Origin of the sequence: Spirosoma validum, from assembly GCF_014699035.1 — a bacterium.
Taxonomy (GTDB): Bacteria; Bacteroidota; Bacteroidia; order Cytophagales; family Spirosomataceae; genus Spirosoma; species Spirosoma validum.
This window is the reverse complement of record NZ_JACXAA010000019.1, coordinates 26,649-47,943: the sequence shown is the minus strand read 5'-3', so window position 1 is coordinate 47,943 and position 21,295 is coordinate 26,649. Positions and strand designations below refer to the sequence as shown.

At 44.8% G+C, this 21,295-nt stretch carries 17 protein-coding genes; 4 read left to right on the top strand and 13 right to left on the bottom strand.

Features of this window, described 5'->3' with window-relative positions; all coding sequences use genetic code 11:
* Positions 1–96: 96 nt before the first annotated feature.
* Complete coding sequence (locus tag IC230_RS30570; RefSeq protein ID WP_191042881.1) at positions 97–465, top strand: hypothetical protein; 369 nt, start codon at positions 97–99, stop codon at positions 463–465.
* Positions 466–1,181: 716 nt separating this feature from the next.
* Here the strand turns inward: IC230_RS30570 and IC230_RS30565 are convergent.
* From IC230_RS30565 to IC230_RS30540, 6 genes are all read right to left on the bottom strand, one after another.
* On the bottom strand, positions 1,182–1,460 hold the full coding sequence (locus IC230_RS30565; protein ID WP_191042880.1) for a hypothetical protein: 279 nt from the start codon (positions 1,458–1,460) through the stop codon (positions 1,182–1,184).
* A gap of 145 nt (positions 1,461–1,605) precedes the next feature.
* Positions 1,606–2,610, bottom strand: coding sequence for an acyl-CoA dehydrogenase family protein (locus tag IC230_RS30560; RefSeq protein ID WP_191042879.1), 1,005 nt, complete (start codon positions 2,608–2,610; stop codon positions 1,606–1,608).
* A 259-nt stretch (positions 2,611–2,869) separates the two neighbouring features.
* Entirely contained in the window at positions 2,870–5,176 is a 2,307-nt protein-coding gene (locus tag IC230_RS30555) for a tetratricopeptide repeat protein (protein WP_191042878.1), read from the bottom strand.
* Between the two features lie 153 nt (positions 5,177–5,329).
* On the bottom strand, positions 5,330–6,151 hold the full coding sequence (locus IC230_RS30550) for an alpha/beta fold hydrolase (protein WP_191042877.1): 822 nt from the start codon (positions 6,149–6,151) through the stop codon (positions 5,330–5,332).
* A 150-nt stretch (positions 6,152–6,301) separates the two neighbouring features.
* A complete protein-coding gene (locus IC230_RS30545; RefSeq protein WP_191042876.1) occupies positions 6,302–7,882 on the bottom strand; it encodes a Na+/H+ antiporter in 1,581 nt (526 codons plus the stop codon).
* A 25-nt stretch (positions 7,883–7,907) separates the two neighbouring features.
* A complete protein-coding gene (locus IC230_RS30540; protein WP_191042875.1) occupies positions 7,908–8,375 on the bottom strand; it encodes a nuclear transport factor 2 family protein in 468 nt (155 codons plus the stop codon).
* A 430-nt stretch (positions 8,376–8,805) separates the two neighbouring features.
* Between IC230_RS30540 and IC230_RS30535 the strand changes: the two genes are divergently transcribed.
* The 3 genes from IC230_RS30535 to IC230_RS30525 all read left to right on the top strand — a co-directional run bounded on the left by IC230_RS30535 (position 8,806) and on the right by IC230_RS30525 (position 15,520).
* A complete protein-coding gene (locus tag IC230_RS30535; protein ID WP_223860956.1) occupies positions 8,806–10,866 on the top strand; it encodes a sigma 54-interacting transcriptional regulator in 2,061 nt (686 codons plus the stop codon).
* Between the two features lie 16 nt (positions 10,867–10,882).
* A complete protein-coding gene (locus IC230_RS30530) occupies positions 10,883–13,171 on the top strand; it encodes a histidine kinase dimerization/phosphoacceptor domain -containing protein (protein ID WP_191042874.1) in 2,289 nt (762 codons plus the stop codon).
* 165 nt (positions 13,172–13,336) lie between these two features.
* Complete coding sequence (locus IC230_RS30525) at positions 13,337–15,520, top strand: sensor histidine kinase (RefSeq protein ID WP_191042873.1); 2,184 nt, start codon at positions 13,337–13,339, stop codon at positions 15,518–15,520.
* A gap of 62 nt (positions 15,521–15,582) precedes the next feature.
* On the opposite strand, the gene IC230_RS30520 is transcribed toward IC230_RS30525, so the two are convergent.
* From IC230_RS30520 to IC230_RS30490, 7 genes are all read right to left on the bottom strand, one after another.
* Complete coding sequence (locus IC230_RS30520) at positions 15,583–16,170, bottom strand: DsbA family protein (RefSeq protein ID WP_191042872.1); 588 nt, start codon at positions 16,168–16,170, stop codon at positions 15,583–15,585.
* A 109-nt stretch (positions 16,171–16,279) separates the two neighbouring features.
* Positions 16,280–17,197 carry a helix-turn-helix transcriptional regulator gene (locus IC230_RS30515; protein ID WP_191042871.1) on the bottom strand — a complete coding sequence of 306 codons (918 nt, stop codon included), beginning with the start codon at positions 17,195–17,197 and terminating at the stop codon, positions 16,280–16,282.
* A gap of 428 nt (positions 17,198–17,625) precedes the next feature.
* Complete coding sequence (locus IC230_RS30510; RefSeq protein ID WP_191042870.1) at positions 17,626–18,123, bottom strand: MaoC family dehydratase; 498 nt, start codon at positions 18,121–18,123, stop codon at positions 17,626–17,628.
* A gap of 35 nt (positions 18,124–18,158) precedes the next feature.
* A complete protein-coding gene (locus IC230_RS30505) occupies positions 18,159–18,632 on the bottom strand; it encodes a Dps family protein (protein ID WP_191042869.1) in 474 nt (157 codons plus the stop codon).
* A gap of 251 nt (positions 18,633–18,883) precedes the next feature.
* Entirely contained in the window at positions 18,884–19,819 is a 936-nt protein-coding gene (locus tag IC230_RS30500; RefSeq protein WP_191042868.1) for a ring-cleaving dioxygenase, read from the bottom strand.
* Positions 19,820–19,926: 107 nt separating this feature from the next.
* A complete protein-coding gene (locus tag IC230_RS30495; protein WP_191042867.1) occupies positions 19,927–20,313 on the bottom strand; it encodes a response regulator in 387 nt (128 codons plus the stop codon).
* A 177-nt stretch (positions 20,314–20,490) separates the two neighbouring features.
* Positions 20,491–21,276, bottom strand: a complete 786-nt coding sequence (locus IC230_RS30490; protein ID WP_191042866.1) for an alpha/beta fold hydrolase — start codon at positions 21,274–21,276, stop codon at positions 20,491–20,493.
* Between the last annotated feature and the right edge of the window lie 19 nt (positions 21,277–21,295).

Below are 21,295 nucleotides of genomic sequence, written 5' to 3'. Positions count from 1 at the left end.
GAAGGTCTGTTGTCGATTAACGACACCATTACAACATATTTGTCCTATACGCTGGCCTACAATTAACCACCTTTTGCAAAAAAATATCGTACTAGTATGATGACGTCTTTCTTGTTTACGCGCCTGAGTAAACTGCTTGAATTCCCGCTTACGACTATTCGGACAGGTTTCTTCAGACGTTTCCTGGCTGCCGGGCTGGCCGGATTACTGTTCGGCTGTAGCGTCATTAACCTAGATGATCACCCTGTTTCGTCTAGCCGTAAGGTTCAGGAAGCCGTCGACAAAGTTCGGGCCGATCTGGAAAACTCTCTGGGTAATAAAGTACCGTCGCTCAATGTGTTGATCCAGACGCCGACCGAAAAAATCTTTGTTTCTTCGGTGCCTTCGGGAACTACGCCGGTCATCGAATCGGCGAATTTCCGCTTCGCCAGCAATACCAAGCACTTTACGGCATGGCAATTCTAAATATGCACGAATAAGGTTGGCTAAATTATAAAGCCCATATTACGGACCTCATACCGGGAACAAGCATTCCGTACGTGCCCAATACGCCCGCGTGGGATTTCCCTATAAAAAAGACATCGCTATTGAACAACTGCTGCAGCATGTGGCCTAATGAACTGGTAAACATGTCGTTGAGGAATCTAGTCTGAAGCAATAAGAGTGTAGCTGATAAACTGGACCTACCCCTTGTATATTTAGTTCACCAGCAGGTACATGCATGTAATGGCTTAGGCAGATAACATGGAATTCCTGAGACAAAGCTTCTCCATTGACTTTAGGTATCTTAGTCTACAGGAGTCAAATCTATTTATTGCCCACAATTCGGCTGTCTTGTCCTGATTTTATTCGGACGTTCTTCTGAACGGCGGTTGGGTAGGAGAGAAGAGGCTGGAAACGGTCTTTTTGCGTTCAAAAAAGCTGTTCACTTTAGTAGTTCACGATTTTTCCGTGACGGGTATACCCAACGCTGCCAATTGCCCCAAAACCGGTCTGTCCGAATCAGAGATCCGTTCAGGCTGACAGAAATCATGAGCAATGGGGATGCAATCGACAAACTACATTTGGTTGTACGTCTGCCCAGAGTGCCCTAAAGGATCCCGCATACTGCCAGCATCAACGGCGACAACCGATTCAGCAGGTTTCTGTTCTCCCTACTTTCGTGGCGGTAGTATTGGCTTTTAAGACCGATAAAAACCGTATAGGACCAGCCCCACTAGGATCGTTTCAATGATCCAGATGTTGCGTGTATTAGCCTGCGTGAGCCGTCGAATCACCCAGTGTCCCCCCAGGCATATGGCCATTATGGGCAGCCCCAGTACGATCTCGAGCGGATAGTCCCGCTTTTGGTCGGGTGTTCCGTAAAGAACATAAAATAGGCCATGGAGTATCTCATAGAGACCTATTAGTGCCCCCAGCATCAGCGGTGTAATCCAGTTTAGTAACTTCTCAATGGTCATAAGACTTCTTTCTGAGACGAAGGAATATTCATGTATGTGCTTCTTCAATCAGGCGTTTTTGAGATTGACCTTTACTACTAATTTGGACTGTCAAAGGTCAGTAACGAATGTTGACTCGCCGTGTGGATATCACGCCAAATACGGTTTAACTCCGTGCCGATCTTGACCCGCAATACGGGAATAACTGGTCGATCACCCGTCGAAACGTATGAGCCAACTGTATACTAACTTGGCTAACTTGTCTGCTGGTTTGTTCGCTAAGATAATTCTGCTGACCCTGCTCCTGCCAAGACTCATCCACAATCTGATAAAAAGCCTGTTGGCACGTATTGAATTCGCTGTTTTGCTGAGTGTACTCCTGATGAAACCACGCTGCTTGTCGTCTAGCAAATCGGTCAATGCCCTTTTGGACAAAGAAATGATGATGCAGTAAGTCGAAAAAATGCGTAGCCATACCGGAGAAATTAACGGCAAGGGTTGTTTCCGACAATTGAAGAAAAGGACAGTTGGCTACGTTGGTTTCTCGTTTGAGAGCCTCGTTGATGACAAAACTACGCTCAGGCATGACCGCTAAATGATTAACCTCAAAACCATGACTACCGGTGGCGGTCATAGCGACTGTTGCCCAAGTGGGCACAAGCTTTACTTCCTCTTTGGTGGACAGAAATGAACGAACCAGTTCTTGACCTGATTGGCTATACACGGGTGAGCCATCAGGATTTTTAAGCAGGCAACTAGCCGTAAAATGGGTAGCATGCAAGGCCCCAGTACCATGTTTCCAAAACCCATTCACTATATAACCCGTTCCGGTTTGAATAGCGGTTTCTGATAGGGCATCGCTGCCTGTAATGCACGTATCAGGCCGTAGAAATACACGCCTTACTTGGTTAGTATCCCAAAAGCCAGCAAACCAAGATGCTCCACTGCATAATGGAACGACCCACCTAGTGCTACTTTCAGCTTGAGCAATGGTTTTCAGTAAACGTAGAGTAGCTGGAAATTCGATTTTTACGCCACCCCAATCAGGCAACAAATAAAGCTTAAACCACTGCTTGGTGTAAATTAACTTAATCAGTTGAGGATGCAGTTGCCCCATTTGTTCTGAATGGCCAGCTAACTCGTTAATTAATAGTGACCAAGAATTGTTCATGCTACTACTCATACTTACAAAGCTAACCGCAGCAGTCATTTATCCATGAGCAACGAAGATTCTACGCACGACTATGAGTTATGTTTTCTCAAAATACCCTCCCAAGTGAGACGAACTCATATGATAGAGTAGTCACATTATTGACTCATAACAAACGGTCGTTTAATAGACGTTAAATTGCTTTGAAATTTCGCTTATTGAACCCTCGTTCAATAAATATTAAATTCATATTCATAAATGTCTTAGCCTGAAAAAGCGTTCAAGCAACATCTCGTCCGCTTGATACCTTTTTCGTCTGACTGAATTCCAAACTAATGTGTACACCTTCGTGCTGACTTATAGCCAGCCGGCCTCCAATTTGCCGACTCAATCCTCGAATCATAGACAGACCCAGTGTTTTATTCTGCTTCGCGTTAAACCCAGTGGGCCAGCCAATTCCATCATCCGTTATCGTTAGCAAGTAACCCTGATTTTCCAGCGAACGGAAACTGACTGAAATTGTACCCGGACGGTTTTCGGGAAAGGCGTATTTTAACGAATTGGTAACAGCCTCATTAATGATTAACCCCAACGGAGTAGCCAATGTGACATCCAGTTGGATAGTCGAGATGCTTACTTGTTTCTGCACCGAATGCTGTCGATTAAATGAGTCTATAAGGTGATCAAGTATATCGCAGATGTACTGCTGCATATCGATTAGGGCCAGATTATCGGATTGATACAGTTTCTGGTGGATGAGGGCCATGGCGTGCACCCGATTCTGACTTTCCCGAATAGCCGCCAGCGCCGTTGAGTCGTGCAAAAAGCTTGATTGCGAATTGAGCAGACTGGTGATGACCTGAAGGTTATTTTTAACCCGGTGGTGAATCTCTTTGAGCATCCACTCTTTTTCTTCCAGAAGCTGGCTCAACGACTGGTTCTTCTGATTAATCTCTATTTGTTGGGTCTGGAGGAGCTGGTTACTACGTTTTTTTAGTCGGAACTGGTTATAACTCACACCCAGCAGGCCAGCCAGCAACAGACTGGCAGCTATAATGCCATTACGGGTAGATTGCCCTCGTTTCAGTTCGCTTTGCTGTAGTTTACTTTGTTTGGTAAGCAACTCAATGTTTTGTTCTTTTTGGCGGGTATCGTATTGAATTTGCAGACCGGCAATCTGCTTACTTTTTGTTTCGTTAAAAAGCGAGTCGTTTATAGCTTTATGTTGACGAAAATGGCCGATGGCCGACAGGTAATTACCTTGAATGGAGTCGATCTTAAAGAGCATGTAATGAATGTTTCGAACAGTCAGCAGGGCGTTTTTCTGTGGCAGAATGCTCAAGGCTTTTTCTAAATGATAGCTTGCCTTAGTCAATCTTTTCTGCTTGAAATAAAACGATCCTATATCTTGATGTGCTTTTTGAGCCTTTTCAGAGTCCAGCTTGTTTCTGTTATACCAGCTAATGGCTTCCAGGTAATATTTTTCCGCTAACGGATAATTATAGAGTGCTTCGTAACAGTACGCTAGATTCTGAGCAACACACCCTTTTTGAATCATCGTATTAGTCGGTATTTCGTTGACGAGGGTGTTAATTAAACGTAATGCTTCCTGGGGTTTGTGGTGAGCAATAAGATCCTGGCTAATAACCCCTGCCGTGTTGTAGAGGGCGTAATTAGGCTGTCGCTCCTGTCTCCATTTGGTAAGCGATTTCCTATACCATTCCATTCCTTTGCCATAGTTTCCTATTTCTATATAAATTTTGGCAAGATCACCATAGTACGTAGCCGCTGAGGTTGTATCGCCCGTCTCGCTCATATTGTCAATGCATAGGAGTGAGTACAGAAGCCCTTTATTTAACTCGCCATTCAACCGGGCAACGACAGCTAACAAATTATAGATGTCATGGAGCTTTGGGTAGTTAATGGCTTTGTATCGCTTCAATACATCCAGTAATTGGGCCTCCGCAATATCATTATCTCCCTGAATTAAATACGTAACGGCAATTTCTTTTAGCGCTAAGATTTCATTTTTCTGATCGTTTAAGGATCGGTAAAGGGTTGCTGCCTGGACAAATTGGCTAATTACATGGCTGTACTCCTTGTCTACATTTCTTAACCAAATGGCGTTTCTAAATCTGGCTACAGCTTCTGTTCGTTTATCGCCTGTCCGCTGGCATTCATCTAGTAGTCGACGGAATCGTAATTGACCAAGCTCATGATTTTTCCCTTCCATGTCGGCGATTACCAACATACTTTCTACCTCGTGTTGCCATCTGACTAAATGGAGTGAATCACTTAGTTTTTTAGCCTGATGTAAATAGGTAAGGCCACTATCCAAATCAATTTTTGTCTCCCCTGGTTTATAAATGTGAAACTTGCCCAGCTCGACTAAACTATGAATTCTGCTTTCATCTGCTCTACTTTTTTGTAATTGAATCAAGAGCCGATTTACCTGTTGGCGGTTTATATTCTGACCGATTGTATTCAGCGTACAGAAAAGGACAAATGAAATCGTCAATACGTTTTTCTTTTCGGCAACAAAGCCTTTACCGATTGATCCCACAGCCGAACCGATTAATTCCTTCATAGTACTGTTTATGTAAAGTCGAGCTGGAGGGCGGCCCCTTAAAAAAGACTGGCCTCGGTATTATGGAATACCCATAGTCCTGTTTCTCAGATGCTACAAAAGGCTGTCATTTTCTAATGACAGCCTTTTGTAATAGTTAAATCTATTGATAAATTACGAGTTAATAAAAGCCAATAGATCTGCGTTAATGGTGGCTGCTTCCGTGGTGGGCATGCCATGCGGAAAGCCCGGATACGAAATCAGTTTTCCATGTTTTAATAACTTTACCGCCTTTGCGCCGGAAATTGGGAAAGGAACGATCTGGTCATCCTCGCCATGTAACACTAAAACCGGCACATCCACACTCTTCAGGTCTTCTGTAAAGTCGGTTTCTGAAAACGCTTTAATACCATCGTGATGGGCTTTGATGCTCCCCATCATGCCCTGGCGCCACCAATTATCCCGAATGCCTTGTGATACGTTCGCTCCTTCCCGATTATACCCATAAAAAGGGAGGGTGAAATCCTGGAAATATTGGGGGCGGTGGGTAGCGGTGCCTTCCCGGATTTCATCAAATACAGACATCGGAACACCCTCTGGATTGGTTTCGGTTTGAACCATCAGGGGGGTAACGGCACTAATTAGCACAGCTTTCGCTACCCGTCCCTGTCCATGTTTTGCTACGTAGCGAATCACTTCACCACCCCCGGTCGAGTGGCCAATATGTATCGCATCTTTTAGATCAAGAAAGGCTACCAGCTCCGCCACATCCGCTACGTAGGTATCCATGTTATGGCCATCGGAGGTTTGAGACGAACGGCCATGTCCCCGGCGATCATGAGCAATGACTCGAAACCCCTGGCTTACGAAAAACATCAGTTGTGTATCCCAGTCGTCGCTGGATAAAGGCCAGCCGTGATGGAAAACGAGGGGTTGGCCTGTTCCCCAATCTTTGTAATAAATCTCGGTACCGTCTTTTACTATGATCTTGCTCATGGTTTTGGGATTAAATGTTGAGAGTAAATGATAAATTAGAGATAAGTATTCTTGGGTTTTTGTCGGTACAAACCTACCGGGGGAACGGTTAGAGAGTGCAGTAAAAAAAGATGGTTTTGCAGTAAAAAGAAGGGATTACAACCGCAGTTTCTAAGCATCGATGACCTTCAATTGAATCTCTTCCCGATCCAGTTCGTTTTCCAATTCATGAAACAAGTCGACATCAATCAGTTGGGCGTCGCGTAAGGTTAATAACTCAGACCGTTGCGCCTGTATAGATGATAGAGTCAGTTTCTGGCTGAGTTGATGTTGAGATAGCGTCTTTTCAGAATCTCCCCGTTCAAGGTCATCCACGCGCTCCTGATGCCGGTCGATGATTTCCTGGACTGTGTCTCCAACAAGCCCTTCTTTACTAACTACACGATGAATCACGGCCAGCGCTTTTTGGGAAAGTCGTTTGCGTATTTCCCGTCGGGAAAGATAGTCGGTAGACTGCTGCCCAAATTGTAAGGCCCGGATAACCATAGGAAGTAGACTTCCCTGCCCAACCAGCGTAAACAGAATCACGCAAAACGTAATAAACAGGATTAGATTTCGGCCCGGACAGGGAAGGCCATTGGGTAGTCGTTCTGGAATCGATAGGGCAGCCGCCAGTGAGACAATACCCCGCATACTGATATAGGCTAACAAGGTTGTGTGTTTGTAGGAAGGAAATACGGGAGGAAGATGCCAACCCTTTCGTACCTGGGTAGAAACCGTATCGGCTAAAAAGATGCCCAGGAAGCGAATAGCAACCGCGGTCAAACTAATAAGCAAGCCAAACCAAACGAGTTGCCCCAGCGACTGACCTTTGATAGAGGCCACAACGTGCGGCAATTGCAACCCAATTAAAATAAAGATAAGCCCATTCAACAAGACAACCACAAAATCCCAAACCGCAACCGCCTGCATCCGCGTAGTGGGGCTATGTACCCTCGATTGTTTATGGCCTAATAATAATCCTGCCGTAACTACACTGAGCACTCCACTTAAATGAAGTTGTTCGGCCGCTATGTAAGCCGAGTAGGCCGTCACAAACGTCAGCACGGTTTCCAGGGCGGATTCCAGATTGCCATGTTTATGCAGCCAGTAGGATAAGTAGCCAATAAGCAGCCCTACACCAATACCACCCCCCGCTAACCGGACGAAATCTAGCAGTGAGTCAGTTAAGGAAAAACGCCCAGAATTCATGGTCGCTAGTGCCAGCTGAAAGATGACTAAAGCCGTCGCGTCATTAACCAGGCTCTCACCTTCCAGAATGGCCACAATTTTTCGAGGTACAGCCAGGGTCTTCATGATCGCCGTAGCCGCTACAGCATCGGAAGGCGAGACGATGGCTCCCAGTAATAAGCCCGTGGCTAGCGTAAAGCCTGGAATAAACGATTGAGCTATGTAAGCGATACCTATACTGGTAGCCACTACCAGACCTAATGCGAGCACGACAACGGGTTCTAAATTCCGGCGAAAGTCGCTCCAGTTCGTATACCAGGCTGCGCTATAAAGAATAGGTGGTAAAAAGACAAGGAGCACAACCGACGAATCCAAGCCGACATTTGGCAAACCCGGAATAAAGCCAATGACCAGGCCACCTACCGTTAGTACGATCGGGAAGACCAGATTGAGCCGCCGGGCAATCAGGGCCAGCCCAATGACAAAAATCAGTAACAGAAGAACCGTTTCAAGTGGATGCATGCTTGTTGTAATTAGGCGCTACGTTTTATTGGGTACCGTTACCAGCATTATGATGCCCGTTTGACGGAAGATTTGGCCCTATATTCGCCTGTTGCAACCGATTGAGCAGCTTAGCGGAATCCCAACTGAACGCCCTTAGCCTAAGCACTCGATTATCTTTTAGTTGCCAGTAATGCACAAAAGGCAAAACGGCTAGTTCGTTATCTATCAGAAGTTTACCTTTAAAAAAGCCGGTTGTAATGATGGTATCCTGCAATTGATCGTCATCAGGGCTGTAATAGACAAGAGAGTTCACGCTGAGGTTCTCACAAATTGCGTATAGCCTTGACATCATTGTTATGAAACCGCTTCTACCGTGGTATTCAAGACCGGCAGGTCCATACTCAGAACTATAAAGTACGATTTTCTCATCCAGTACAGGCAGTATCCGACTTAAATTGTTATCGGCAAAAACACCATAAACAACCTCGATAATTGGCTTGGGATTGGCCATAAGCATACTAAGGTGAACTGTATATCCATACTCCCTAGCAAGGTGAGTGCCAGCCTTTGAGCTATTCGTAAACCAGGAATTTGATCCTATACATCGATTCAAATTCCTCAGTGTCAATCGATAATTTGCCGTGATCGATTTTTAGTGATCGATCAGTAGTAGTTTTTAATCTGGAGTTCTCCAAAAAAACTGGAGTTGTCTATAGTTTCCGTAGACAGTGACGGGGAAAGAAGGCGATACAGCGCCAGGTACGGCTAAGTTATCGTTGGTTTTTACTCGACTATTATATTATTTATCCTTGTTTTGAGTCGTTATCCTTCATAAAGGAGCTAGTTTTATACTGCTTGCGCTAACCCAAAGCTTGAATGGGAATACTTCTTGTAAGCAAATGAAAACGCGGTCAATGCTATCCTCTAACTCATTTCGGACTATGCAATCACCAGTCAACCCTCCTCTTTCTCTAACTTCGGCCTGCAAGATTTTAATTGTTGAAGATGAATACATTATCGCAAATGATCTGGAGCTTATTCTGGATGAAGCAGGCTATCCGGTCATTGGCGTTGCCGACTCCGTTGATGAAGCCTTAGCGATTATGGCCCAGCAAAAGCCCGATATCGTATTGCTTGATATTTACCTGAAGGGAAAAGAAACGGGCATAGACCTGGCGAAACAACTGGAAGAACTCAGCATTCCGTTTATCTATATATCTGCCAACGACAATAAAAGCGTACTGGAAGCGGTAAAAGCTACGCAGCCGATTGGCTATATAGTTAAGCCATTTCGGGAAAAAGATATTCTTACTACCCTGGAAATCAGTCGATACCGGCATGCGCATAGTGTTGAAATCAAACTTCGGGAAGAAAAAGCGCTTCAGATTGCCCTGACCGATGCGCTGTCGGCTCCCGGAAGTTGGGAGCAAAGGCTACTGAACGCAGCGATGGTTCTTCAGTCGCAAGTGCCGTTCGATTTTTTATCGATTCAATACCAAAAGAAAGGCACAACGCAGTGTTTCAATTACTACCGAGTCGGCTTTGAGGAGTATCAAACCATTAGTTTGACTGATCTCCAGCAGATGACGAACACGACAGTTGAGCAACTGCTCCAGTTTCAGGATGAACAAGTGCCTGTAGGCCCAGTGCGCTATACGGAGGATACGTTTAGTATTTTCTGCAAACAGAATCGCCTTGGACAGATGCTGGCCAAAGCGTTCCGACTTGAATCGGCCTTAGTAATGCCCTTTACCGTGGGGGTAGCGGATAAGTTCTCTATTTCTTTTCTGAGTCGTAAGCCTGATACCTATCATTCCAGACATCTTCGGTTATTGGAGCGGCTAGAACAACCGATTGTATTAATGCTGGAGCGGGTTCTTGCCTTTGAGGAAGTTGCCCGACTGAGTGAGCAGCTAAAACGGGAAAACAACTATTTGCAGGAAGAGGTAAAAACATTGGCCAATTTTGAGGAAATCATTGGTCGAAGCCAACGCCTGTTACGTGTTTTTGACCAGGTTACTCAGGTAGCCAATACCGATACGACGGTGCTTATATTAGGCGAGAGTGGCACTGGAAAAGAGCTTATAGCCCGGGCGCTTCATAATCTATCATCACGGAAAGACAAAATCTTGGTAAAAATCAACTGTGCGACACTACCGGCAAACCTGATTGAATCGGAACTTTTTGGTCACGAAAAAGGCGCTTTTACGGGTGCTTTTGAGAAACGGATCGGTAAGTTTGAACTGGCGCAGGGCGGCACTATTTTTCTGGATGAAGTAGGAGAGATGCCCCTCGAATTACAAGCTAAACTCCTGCGCGTACTCCAGGAAAAGGAGATCGAGCGAGTCGGTGGCAAAACGCTCATTAAAACGGATGTGCGCATTGTGGCTGCCACCAACCGACATCTGGAAAAAGAGGTAGCCGAAGGGCGTTTTCGGATGGATCTGTATTTTCGATTAGCTACGTTTCCCATCACCTTGCCAACCTTACGGGAACGACCTGGCGATATACCCCTCTTGGCCCAATTTTTCGCCCAACGATCGGCCCGCAAATTAGGAAAACCCTTTCATGGGATTAGCGAAGCGGTATTGAATGAGCTAATCAATTACAGTTGGCCAGGTAATATCCGGGAATTAGAAAATGTGATTGAACAGGCTGTCATTATTAATGACGGTCAATCACCGCTAACGCTGGGTCGCCCATTGATCAATAGCTTATTCTCTATGACGATGTCAGAGATCATGATTCAACCTGATACCAGTTTTAAATTGGGGAATTCAACGCCAAAGGATTTACAGGATGTTAAACAGATTCAGCAGGAAACGGAACGGGAATACATCCTGGCAATTCTTAAACAAACAAATGGGCGAATTCGGGGAAGTGGTGGAGCCGCTGAATTAATGAACTTGAAACCTACTACACTCGAGTATCGGATGGAAAAACTGGGGATTCGAAAAGTCCTTTCCGTTCAGCCGCCAAGCAACTCGTCAGACATGAATTAGTCGCTTATTAATGCCTATGAAGCAGTACATTTTCCTGGCGCTAGGGATGCTCTTAACCATATCTACTAAAGCCCAATGGTCTGCCTCCCAGATTGACAGTTTACAACGGGTGTTGACCGTTAGTAAACCGGATACCAATCGGGTGAACGTACTGTTACAACTAAGTCAGTGCTACGTTCTAAAACCAGGAGAAGAAGCGCATGATTTAGACACAGCTCTCCAGATGAGTCAACAGGCCAATAAGCTGAGTCAGTCATTGCATTATCAGGGCGGGATGGGCGAAGCTTCGTATACCTCGTTCCTAATCTGGCTGGAAAAAGGAGACACGCTAAAGGCCAGAAATTATGCCAAGCAGGCAATCGATTTTTTCCTCAGACATAACCAAGGGAAGCAGCTTGGTTATGTGTACATGAATCAAGCCCGTTTTTATACGCTGGAAGGGGAGGAGTTACCCAAAAAGATTCACTACTACGAGAAAGCACTTGGCTATTTTATACAGGCGGATGATAGAGTGAAACAGGCCGATATGTATAAGGAACTGTCTGATCTTCATCAGATACAGGAAAATTATGCGCTAGCCCTGACTGAGTTGCAGAGTGCCCTTGCGTTATTCCGAGCCATTGGCCACACCGATTTAGCGATGGTGTATGATCTGCTCGGCTTTGTATCAACCAAGCTTGGTGATTATAAAGAAGGCCTTGCCTTTGGCCTGATGGCCGTTAGAGCCGCTGAAGCAGGTAAAGACAGTTCGCTGTCAATTTGTACCATTTACAACCGGGTTGGGCTCACCTATTATGGACTAGGCCAGTTTAAACAGGCAAAAATCTATTTTCAGAAATCGCTGGCCATCGCGTTAAAGCATGCTAATAATGCCTATATCCTCCACCTGGTGGGCAACCTGTCCGATTTGTTACTTCAACAGCATAAGCCTTGGGAAGCTCTTCGCTATTTACAGCAAAAGTCTCGACAGTATCCACCAACATCAGCGGAAAGTCAGCTGCTAGTCGACTTTCGTTTTGTTTCGATTTATACCGAGTTAAATCAGTTTAAACAAGCTCAGGCGTACTGTGGTCAGGCATTGGATTTACTGGCCAAAAGGGGAATAGGAAGTTTAGGGCGTGCCCGGATTTATCAAGCCGTTATCAACTTCTTGATCAAGAGCGGTCAGTTTCAGCAGGCCCGTCGCTATCTGGCCCTAAATGAGTCGCGATGCCAGTTGAATGGATCGATCATGGCGCTGGCTAAAAATCATTTACAATGGTTCAGACTGGATTCGACCCGGGCCAATTACTTCTCCGCTATTCAGCATTACCAGCGCTATAAAGCCTTGCAGGACTCCTTGTTAAATACCACAAAAAGCCGACAGATCGCGCAGTTAGAAATTGAGTTTGAAAGTGAAAAGAAAGATCAGAATTTAAAACTAAGTCAACAGAATATTCAATTATTAACGGAGCAAAGCTTAGTACAACAAACGAAGTTACAACAGGCGCTTATGACTCGAAATAGTATTGTTGTCGGTACGATCTTGCTATTATTATTATTAGGACTAAGCGTCAATCGCTATAATCTTAAACAACGTAGTAACAAACTATTGGAAGCCAAACAGATTGAGATTAATCAGAAAAATGAATCCCTTCAAAAAGCTGTCATTGATCAGGAACAGTTACTCCGGGAACGTGAATGGATGCTTCGGGAGATTCACCACCGGGTGAAAAACAACCTGCAAATCATCACCAGCTTGCTTCACTCCCAATCCACTTACCTTAAAGATCAGGCAGCGCTGGCGGCTATTCGGGAAAGTCAGAATCGGGTTCATGCCATGGCCCTCATCCACCAGAAACTGTATCAATCAAACCGGTTGTCCAGTATACCAATGGCCGAATATATCGCCGAAATCGTTGACTACCTGATGGGTACATTTGATATAAGAGCAAGTATCAATAAGCAGATTGACGTTTCGCCGGTCGACCTGGATGTTACGCTGGCTGTTCCCCTTGGCCTTATCATTAATGAAGCTATTACGAACTCACTGAAATATGCATTTCCTTCGGGGCGAAGTGGCAACATTCAAATTGAACTCAAACGGCTTGATTACCAGGACTACTGGCTGTTGATCAGCGATGATGGCATTGGACTGCCAACTAATCTGAATCCAAATCGAAGTCGCACGCTGGGCATGAGCCTCATACGGGGGCTTAGCAAACAACTGGGTGGCGAACTGCAAATCAATCAGCTAAATGGGGTCCAGATTAGTCTGACATTTACGGCCGAAAAGGTAGTTCAGCCAGCTTTGATTAGTGCATAACTTTTGAAACGAACAAGATTGATGTCTACCTGGATACTCCTTTTTCAACGAGTGAATAAATTGGCGGGCGGATATTCAGCAAAAACTGGTTGGCCAGGTTTACTTTGGATTGCCTGTCAACTAGTACTGCCTTCACTCACTTCGGGTCAAAATATTACCCGAAAGATGGCCAATCAACTAATGGTCAGGCTGGAGAAAAGTACGGCTGATACATCCCGGCTTACTGCCTTGATTGAACTTGGTAAGTTTCATATCTACAAAGCTGGCGAGGTCAAAACGGATTTAGACAGTGCAATCACCTACTTGAACGAGGCTAACGATTTAGGCAAAAAATTGCATTTGCCAAAAGCGCAGCACAACGTGGAAAGTTTGCTGAGCGTAGCGTACATAGAAGGGGGCAATGTTCAAATGGGAAAGGAACATTTCACCAAACTGATTGACGACTGTCGGCGAACAGGAGATAAAGAAACGGAAGCCGATGCTAACTATCGATTCGCCACCTGTTTACGCTATATCGTTAACGATTACCCGGCTGCTTTTTCGTACTATAATCAGGCTGAAACACTCTACAAAGAACTGAACAGGCAGGAAAAAGAAATTCAGATGGCCGAACAGATTGCCTCCCTCCATGAGGATCTTGGTCATCTGGACCTGGCAGAAGAAAATTTTCTTAACGTATTGAACCGATACAAAGCGGTAAAGTACCCCAGATTACACTATATCTATAGCAGTTTAGCCAGTGTAAATCGGTTAAAAGGAAATTACGATAAAGCGCTGTATTATGCCCTACAGTGCCTGGGGAGCATGAACCAGACACAGGACACGCTGTCGGCAGCTACTTTTTATGGCACTGTCGCAGAAATATACGGGGATTTAAATAAGCCGAATGAAAGTAACTATTGGTATAAAAAAACACTCCAGCAATGGCGTTATGAAAAGCTACCTAACTTTTCATTGTACAATGCCGCTTACCACGTTGTTCAGGATTTAGTAGCGCATCACAAATCAAAAGAAGGGCTTCGTTTAATCGCAGACCTCGTCCGCGAAATCAAGCCCATTAACAATATTCAAAAAGGCTGCGTTGCGCAGGCATTAGCGTGCTGTTATGATAATTTGAAAAATTATTTTCTGGCAGAAAAATACTATCTGGAAGCCGTTGACTGGTATAATCGGTCGGGTGGGGATTTCGAGATGTCACAAAAAGTGCAGGTGGATGTTGGCCAGTTTTATCTAAAGCGCAACAAGTACAAAATTGCCGGTTTCTACCTTCGAAAGTCGCTGAGCTATTTCCCGTTGAAAAACTCTTTGTCAACGATAAAGGATGTTCATCTTATGCTCTATAAAGTGGACTCTACGGAGGGAAATTATTTGTCGGCCATCAACCATTTCAGGCTGCATAAAATGTTGAATGACAGCATTTTTAATGTAGCAAAAACGAGGCAACTCGCTGAAGTAGAAGTGCGCTATGCTACGGCCCAAAAAGTGCAGCAGATACAGCGTCAGCAGCATGAACTGGACCAAGCAAAAACAACGCGCAATAGCATATTAGCGGGGACCTTTTTATTATTAGGTTTGCTAGGAGTCAGTTATAATCAGTACCGATTAAAACAACGTAGCAATAAACTGCTGGAAGCCAAACAGCTTGAAATCAATCAGAAAAATGAAACGCTTCAGTCTATTCTGAACGAGAAAGATAATCTGCTGGATGAAAAGGAAGGCCTGCTGGAAGAAAAAGAGTGGATGCTCAAAGAGATTCATCACCGAGTCAAAAATAACCTCCAGATTATCACTAGCTTACTCAATTCTCAGGGTGTGTATTTGAAAGATAAAGCTGCTCTTTCTGCGATTCAGGAGAGTCAGAACCGGGTGCACGTTATGGCGTTAATCCATCAGAAACTCTACCAATCGGACCGAATAGCTACGATTCCAATGGCGGAGTACATCGAGGAAATCGTCGATTATTTGCTTGCTACGTTTGCCCGACAGGATACCGTCATCAAAAAAATGGCCATTACGCCTGTTAATATTGATGTCATTCTGGCGGTGCCATTGGGGCTTATTCTAAATGAAGTCGTTACCAATTCGCTAAAGTACGCTTTCCCGTCCGATCAAACAGGAAGTATCTCTATTGAACTTACGGTAGTGGGCCAACAAACATACAAGCTCACAATCAGTGATGATGGCGTGGGTTTTCCTCCTGATTTAAACCCGAACCGAAGTCGCACGCTGGGCATGAGCCTGATTCGGGGGCTCAGCAAACAACTTGGTGGAAAGCTGCAAATCAACCAGATGAATGGGGTGCAGATCAGTCTTACGTTTACTGAAGAAAAATTGGTTTATCAAATGTAGCTATCAGGTAATACAGGAGTCGTCTTCTCAATGAATAGGAATCAATTTGTTGAGATGTATTTTCAACCAAATTCATTCCCGCCCCAATGCACCACTCCGCTCTTTTGATCGACTGTATTTAAAACGGATAGCCTGAAATGGCTTAAATGAGACTGAACAATTGGTGCCAAGCGAGCCTGAGTTGGTTTACCATGAAATAATTGGCCGCCAATAAACAGAGTGGGTGGGTAGCGGACTCCTAACTGATAGCCTATTCGCCAATCCGTTTTAATTAGATCGTATAAGCTATCGTCCACCAAATCATGCAGGAACCGGGATAGATCCAGCTCTAAGGCTGAGGCCAGAGCGGCCAGAACAGAGCAATTGATAAGCGGTTGAATAAATAGAGCGTTATGCATTAACCAGAATTTCCCTTGACGCTTGGCTGCCTCGGTAGCCATGGCGGCTAGTAATGATTGATCATTTGCTGGATTGGGATAATGGCGGTACGAATACGTAAACGGTTGACCTTGAAATTGGTCGAGTATATTGCAGATAGCTTTTCTAATATGTTGGCTTCCATAGCATAAGGCATCACCATATTCAACGAGCTCTACTGCCCCTGTAACAGAATCGGTTGAGACGGGAAAAGTGTCGAAAATAGCATTCATAAAAATAGGAATGAAGTAGATCAGTGAGAATACGCGTACGATAAGCAAAATGCTGTTTACACTCAAGTTGAGTAGCTAACACTAGCATGACCATAAACTGATCTTTACTTTATGAATGGGTAAGCTGTGGTGATAAATTGAATGAAGATTGTAAATATGTATTTCTGACCCGGTTAGGAACGAGTAAGCTTCGCCGGTACTCTGTGGGCGTCGTTTGGTAATACCGTTTGAATAACTTGTTAAGATGGCAGATATCAGTGAAGCCAAATTCGTCAGCTATCTGCGAGATACTCATACCACTCAATCGCAACCGTGTTTCAACCAGTTGAAGCTTATACCGGATAATGTACTGACTGATGGATTCCCCGGCCTGTTGTTTAAACAGGGCGGCCAAATGGCTTTGGGAATAATTGAACACATCAGCCATTTTTTCCATGCGCAGGTGCTCTGGCATGGTAATATAATGGCAGATATACACACCAATTCGTTGCATCAGCGATGAAGAACTAACGTTCGTTGAACTTAACCGCTGATGCTGACTGAGCTGACGATCAAGTAAACTCAGAATCGTTTTCATTAGTGCTTCAACGATTTGGTTAGAAACCAGTGGTCGGTGGTTATTCTGTTCCGTTAAAACTATCCCGACAAGCGCATTTAGATTTTGTTGCTCGATACGGTCTGCAATGAGACTTCCCGCGAGTTGCTGGCTTGCCGTCTGTCCTCTTTCTGTAATTTGTGGCCAGCAATCTGTTCCTGGTGTCATTAGTCCCCTCATATACAGTTCGGTGAAGGAGAGTGAGCAAAAGCAGGTTATTCTATCAACCACAAAATAATGGTTGTCTAAAGGCCCCAGTAAGAACACATCTCCAGCCTGGTAGGTAAATCGGTTTCCGTTAATTATGTGTTGCCCACTGCCGGTTCGAATCAGGATTAGTTCAAAGTGATTATGGTCATGAATTGGGTAAGTCCATTGGCTTGTTTCAACGACTTGAATAGTCAGGAGTTCATGCTGGATGCTACGTTTCATAATGGGAAGTGTTCGAGATGGATCTATAGTGAATCAACTACTACGAACTACATTGCCAATAAAGTGCCAGTCTATATGTTACTCAAGTATAGGTAGCGAAATAATGTATATTATTGATTATCAATTATATATGTACTAGGTAATTTTAAAGGCTATATCCAAATAAACTGGAGAGTCCATACTATTTGGAGGTAGGCTTTGGAGTTTTTGTTTCATTGTTCATTACATGTAAGGAGCCGATTCGATCTTATTTTAGATTGAGATTACCAGTTCTCTTGCCGTTTAATTGCTTGGGGTCGCCAGTACAGTTTTTCCTAACATGCTAATGACAAAAAAAAGATTCTATTGGGCCCAGTAGAGCCAACAGAATCTTTTTTGGTGAAACACTATTCAGGTATAGTATGGGATGTGCCTCCATTCCCAATATACTATACGTTTTGGGTACGTAGTAAGTACTTATGTTGTCCAGACAGTACAAGCTCACCTCGCTGATTATGAACTGTTGCGGCCGTTACAACTAAGCCAGTCGCACCTTGGGGAATGAGATCTGTAATTTCCAGAGAGGAATATAAGGTATCTCCAGAATGGACTTCTTTCAAAAACTGGCAGGATACCTCACTAAAACTGATAAACACGTCACCGATATAGTGCGGAAACAAAGTCGCACCCGGGGCCGTAAAGGCCAGCACTTGCAGCCCGTGGACAACCGGTGCGGTATGCCCATGTCTGCGCGCCCATTCGACATCGTAATGAACCGGATGATTGTCGCAGGAAACTGTTTGAAAGGCCGATGCATGGGCATCCGTTAAGGTACGGCTCGGTGCACGAAACACATCGCTAATTCGTAGATCTTCAAACGTTTTAGCCGGAACGACCAAGTACGAACTCGGGTCAAATGACTTGGTCTTAATAACGCCTGGTTCCATGTTTATTTGCTCGATTACATAGTTTTAAATACTGCCTATTTTAGATGCGCTCGTAACATCCAGGCAATTTTTTCGTGTTTCTCCATTAAGCCGGTGATGTAATCGCTCGTACCGGCATCGTTGTGAGCATCAGCAAATTCGTCAATGTTCCCTCGAATAAATTCGATGATACTCTCGTGGTCACTCAACAATTTCCTGATCAGGCTGCGGCTATCATTGTTATCTTCGTCCTGCTCGGTCAGGTGGGTTAGTTGCAGAAAGTTTTTTAGCGTAGCCGGGGCATAATGACCTAACTGACGGATACGTTCGGCTACGTCATCAACGATCGCTGCCGATTGATTGTACAAGTCCTCAAAGTAAAGGTGCACCGAATGAAAGTCCATGCCTTCCAGATTCCAGTGGGCATTCAGTGTTTTCGTATAAAGAACAAACTCATCGGCTAGTAACTTAGCCAGCTCATGGGCAACGACTTCACGATTTCCGGGCGAAATGCCAATACTTGTTTTCATGAATGATGGATTTTAGATAATTGAATTTGGAAACTGAATGGATTACCGTTTGTGTGGTTTTAAAGTAATTCTGCAGACGTTATTTGGCATGAACCATTAGATTCGTTCAGCTAGAAACTCAGCCAGACGATTCGAAAATTCCAATACGTTGCTGTACCAGGCAGCAACGTATAATAGATTACCTTCCTTAGCTGTCATGGGCCAGCCTCAAGCCTGGCTACAGGTTTTATAGGTGTTAAAAATTTCTTTGCTTATTGTGAAGCCAATGCAGGAAGTGTTTTTTCAATACGTGTCCGGGAGGATTCGTACTGCTTGGGGAGTTTCAGATGACTGCCTAGTTCCTGCAGGGGCTCGTCGACTGTAAAGCCGGGATTATCGGTGGCAATTTCAAACAGGACGCCACCAGGCTCGCGGAAATAGAGCGAGAAGAAATAATCCCGGTCAATCTTGGGGGTTATCTGTAACCCCTTGCTCAAAATCTTCTCCCGAAATTCCATCTGGATGGTTTCATTTGCGACCCGGAAGGCAACATGATGATTTGTTCCGGCGGCATTCTTGCCTATTGAACCGGCTGGTTCTTCCAGCAAATCAACAATTGAGGCTGTCGGAATTGCATCCGTAATGAATCGGTAACGGTTGCCTTCCTGGGCTTGTAGGGTATAACCAAAAATATCGGTCAGCACGCGGGCGGTTGCCTCAATTTTATGCAGGCTCAACGTAACACTATGAAACCCCTGAGTGGCCATGTCCTGTTTGATGTCCTCCGTTTCCCAGGCGGGTCGTTCGTCCAAATGCTGAATCAGGGCAATTGACAGCCCATCCGGGTCAGTAAAAGGCAAATACGTTTCACCAAACCGCTCCGCTTGTTCACTAGTAGTTACGCCAAACTCTTTAAATCGTCCAGCCCAGTTATCCAGACTTCCGATGGGTACGGAATAGCCGATTTCAGTCGCCATACCCACGCCGTTTTTACCGGGCCCAATTCCCTCCCAGGGGAAAAAAGTAAGGATGGTACCGGGCGTTCCGTTTTCGTTGCCATAGTAAAAATGATACGTACTAGGATCATCGAAGTTGACAGTCTTTTTAACCATCCTCAATCCCAGCACATGAGTATAAAAATCGTAATTGCGTTGAGCGTTGTTGGCAATTGCCGTGATATGATGAAGACCTAAAATGCGGTTGTCCATACCTGGTTAGTGAATTGTCGTTATTTATGTGTACTGATGAAATTACGTTGTCGACTGGCTTTTATGCTGATTTAGAAACAAATAGCTTCTCATTCATACCTCAGTGTTCAGGCCAATGGGAGAGAAAGAAAACAGACTTTGATTGCCGAGGCAATCTGATCATATTCGCCTACTCGCACGGGTTTTTTGATAAAGGAGTTTATGCCTTTCGCATAAGCTAATGCGATTAAATCTGGCTGGTCACTGGTGGAGAGCATGACGACAGGAATAGAAAACGGCTGATTTTGTGATCGAATAAAGGCCAGGGTTTCCAGACCACTTAATCCTGGCATGTTCATATCCATGATGACCAGTTGAATGAGATGTCTTCCTAGTAGATCTAGTGCTTCTTCACCATTTTTAGCCTCCAGAATTTCCGAATCCCCAATGATACTCTCCATAACCCGACGAAGGAAATAACGATCATCGTCACGGTCCGCCGGGGCGGTCGTCATCAGTCAGTAAAATAGTCGTTTGCTTTTGGTACATAGTCTATTCCAGTAATCAATGAGCGGATTATTCGTAAACGATCAACTGGATCCCTGCGACCTGAGTGTACTCTTTTTCAAAAACCAGAGCTCCCACGCTCAACCTAATTCAGTCCAGTCCAAGAGTGGGAGTCTTGTCATTATTTACATTGACTTTACCTTTTTAGCGGCTTCCAAAATGAACGCTGCTACTTTTTCCGGTTGAGCCAGCATGGCAACGTGGCTGGATTTCAATTCAAGGGTAGTAGCCTTGAGTTTCTTAGCCAGCGTCCGTTCCAGATCCGGATTAATCATACGGTCATTCGCGGCTACTACGTACCAAGAAGGCTTGCTTTTCCAGGCGGCTTTGGTGATTTTTTCTTTCAAGGCTGTGAACGCTTGTGGTCCCTGAGTCGCTATCAGTAACTTTCGTTCTGATTCAGGTAAATCCTGTGCAAAATCTTCATTAATCCCTTTGGGCGACATACTGACAAAGCCATAGGCATCCGGTTTAATTTCATCGTTGCCTGGTGTGGATGCCGCTGTCTGTACCAGTTCCAGGAACGATTGACCTTCATCAGGCGCAGCTGCGGCTACATAAACAAGCCCGGTTACCTTATCATGGTTACCCGCTTCGGTAATGACCACCCCTCCCCAGGAATGACCCACCAGTAAAACGGGGCCATTCATTAACTCGATCGCTCGTTTGGTAGCCGCCACATCGTCTCCCAAGGAGGTAAGTGGGTTTTGTACCGCAATGACGTTAAGTCCCTTAGCTTCAAGCAATGGAATTACCTTAGCCCAGCTTGAGCCATCGGCCCATGTGCCGTGAACAAGTACTACATTTTTTACGCCGGTGGCTGATGCCTGAGCCGAAACATTTTCGGTTGTTGAAAGTGTCATGATAATACTGAATAGTGCGCCGAAAATGGCGCGGTTAGTTGTCTTCATGGTTATGAATGATTATTCT

Bases quoted from the DNA above. Each gene is read 5' to 3' on its own strand.
- IC230_RS30570 (WP_191042881.1), top strand. From the start codon at position 97: ATGATGACGTCTTTCTTGTTTACGCGCCTGAGTAAACTGCTTGAATTC.
- IC230_RS30565 (WP_191042880.1), bottom strand. From the start codon at position 1,460: ATGACCATTGAGAAGTTACTAAACTGGATTACACCGCTGATGCTGGGG.
- IC230_RS30560 (WP_191042879.1), bottom strand. From the start codon at position 2,610: ATGAACAATTCTTGGTCACTATTAATTAACGAGTTAGCTGGCCATTCA.
- IC230_RS30555 (WP_191042878.1), bottom strand. From the start codon at position 5,176: ATGAAGGAATTAATCGGTTCGGCTGTGGGATCAATCGGTAAAGGCTTT.
- IC230_RS30550 (WP_191042877.1), bottom strand. From the start codon at position 6,151: ATGAGCAAGATCATAGTAAAAGACGGTACCGAGATTTATTACAAAGAT.
- IC230_RS30545 (WP_191042876.1), bottom strand. From the start codon at position 7,882: ATGCATCCACTTGAAACGGTTCTTCTGTTACTGATTTTTGTCATTGGG.
- IC230_RS30540 (WP_191042875.1), bottom strand. From the start codon at position 8,375: ATGGCCAATCCCAAGCCAATTATCGAGGTTGTTTATGGTGTTTTTGCC.
- IC230_RS30535 (WP_223860956.1), top strand. From the start codon at position 8,806: ATGCAATCACCAGTCAACCCTCCTCTTTCTCTAACTTCGGCCTGCAAG.
- IC230_RS30530 (WP_191042874.1), top strand. From the start codon at position 10,883: ATGAAGCAGTACATTTTCCTGGCGCTAGGGATGCTCTTAACCATATCT.
- IC230_RS30525 (WP_191042873.1), top strand. From the start codon at position 13,337: ATGGCCAATCAACTAATGGTCAGGCTGGAGAAAAGTACGGCTGATACA.
- IC230_RS30520 (WP_191042872.1), bottom strand. From the start codon at position 16,170: ATGAATGCTATTTTCGACACTTTTCCCGTCTCAACCGATTCTGTTACA.
- IC230_RS30515 (WP_191042871.1), bottom strand. From the start codon at position 17,197: ATGAAACGTAGCATCCAGCATGAACTCCTGACTATTCAAGTCGTTGAA.
- IC230_RS30510 (WP_191042870.1), bottom strand. From the start codon at position 18,123: ATGGAACCAGGCGTTATTAAGACCAAGTCATTTGACCCGAGTTCGTAC.
- IC230_RS30505 (WP_191042869.1), bottom strand. From the start codon at position 18,632: ATGAAAACAAGTATTGGCATTTCGCCCGGAAATCGTGAAGTCGTTGCC.
- IC230_RS30500 (WP_191042868.1), bottom strand. From the start codon at position 19,819: ATGGACAACCGCATTTTAGGTCTTCATCATATCACGGCAATTGCCAAC.
- IC230_RS30495 (WP_191042867.1), bottom strand. From the start codon at position 20,313: ATGACGACCGCCCCGGCGGACCGTGACGATGATCGTTATTTCCTTCGT.
- IC230_RS30490 (WP_191042866.1), bottom strand. From the start codon at position 21,276: ATGAAGACAACTAACCGCGCCATTTTCGGCGCACTATTCAGTATTATC.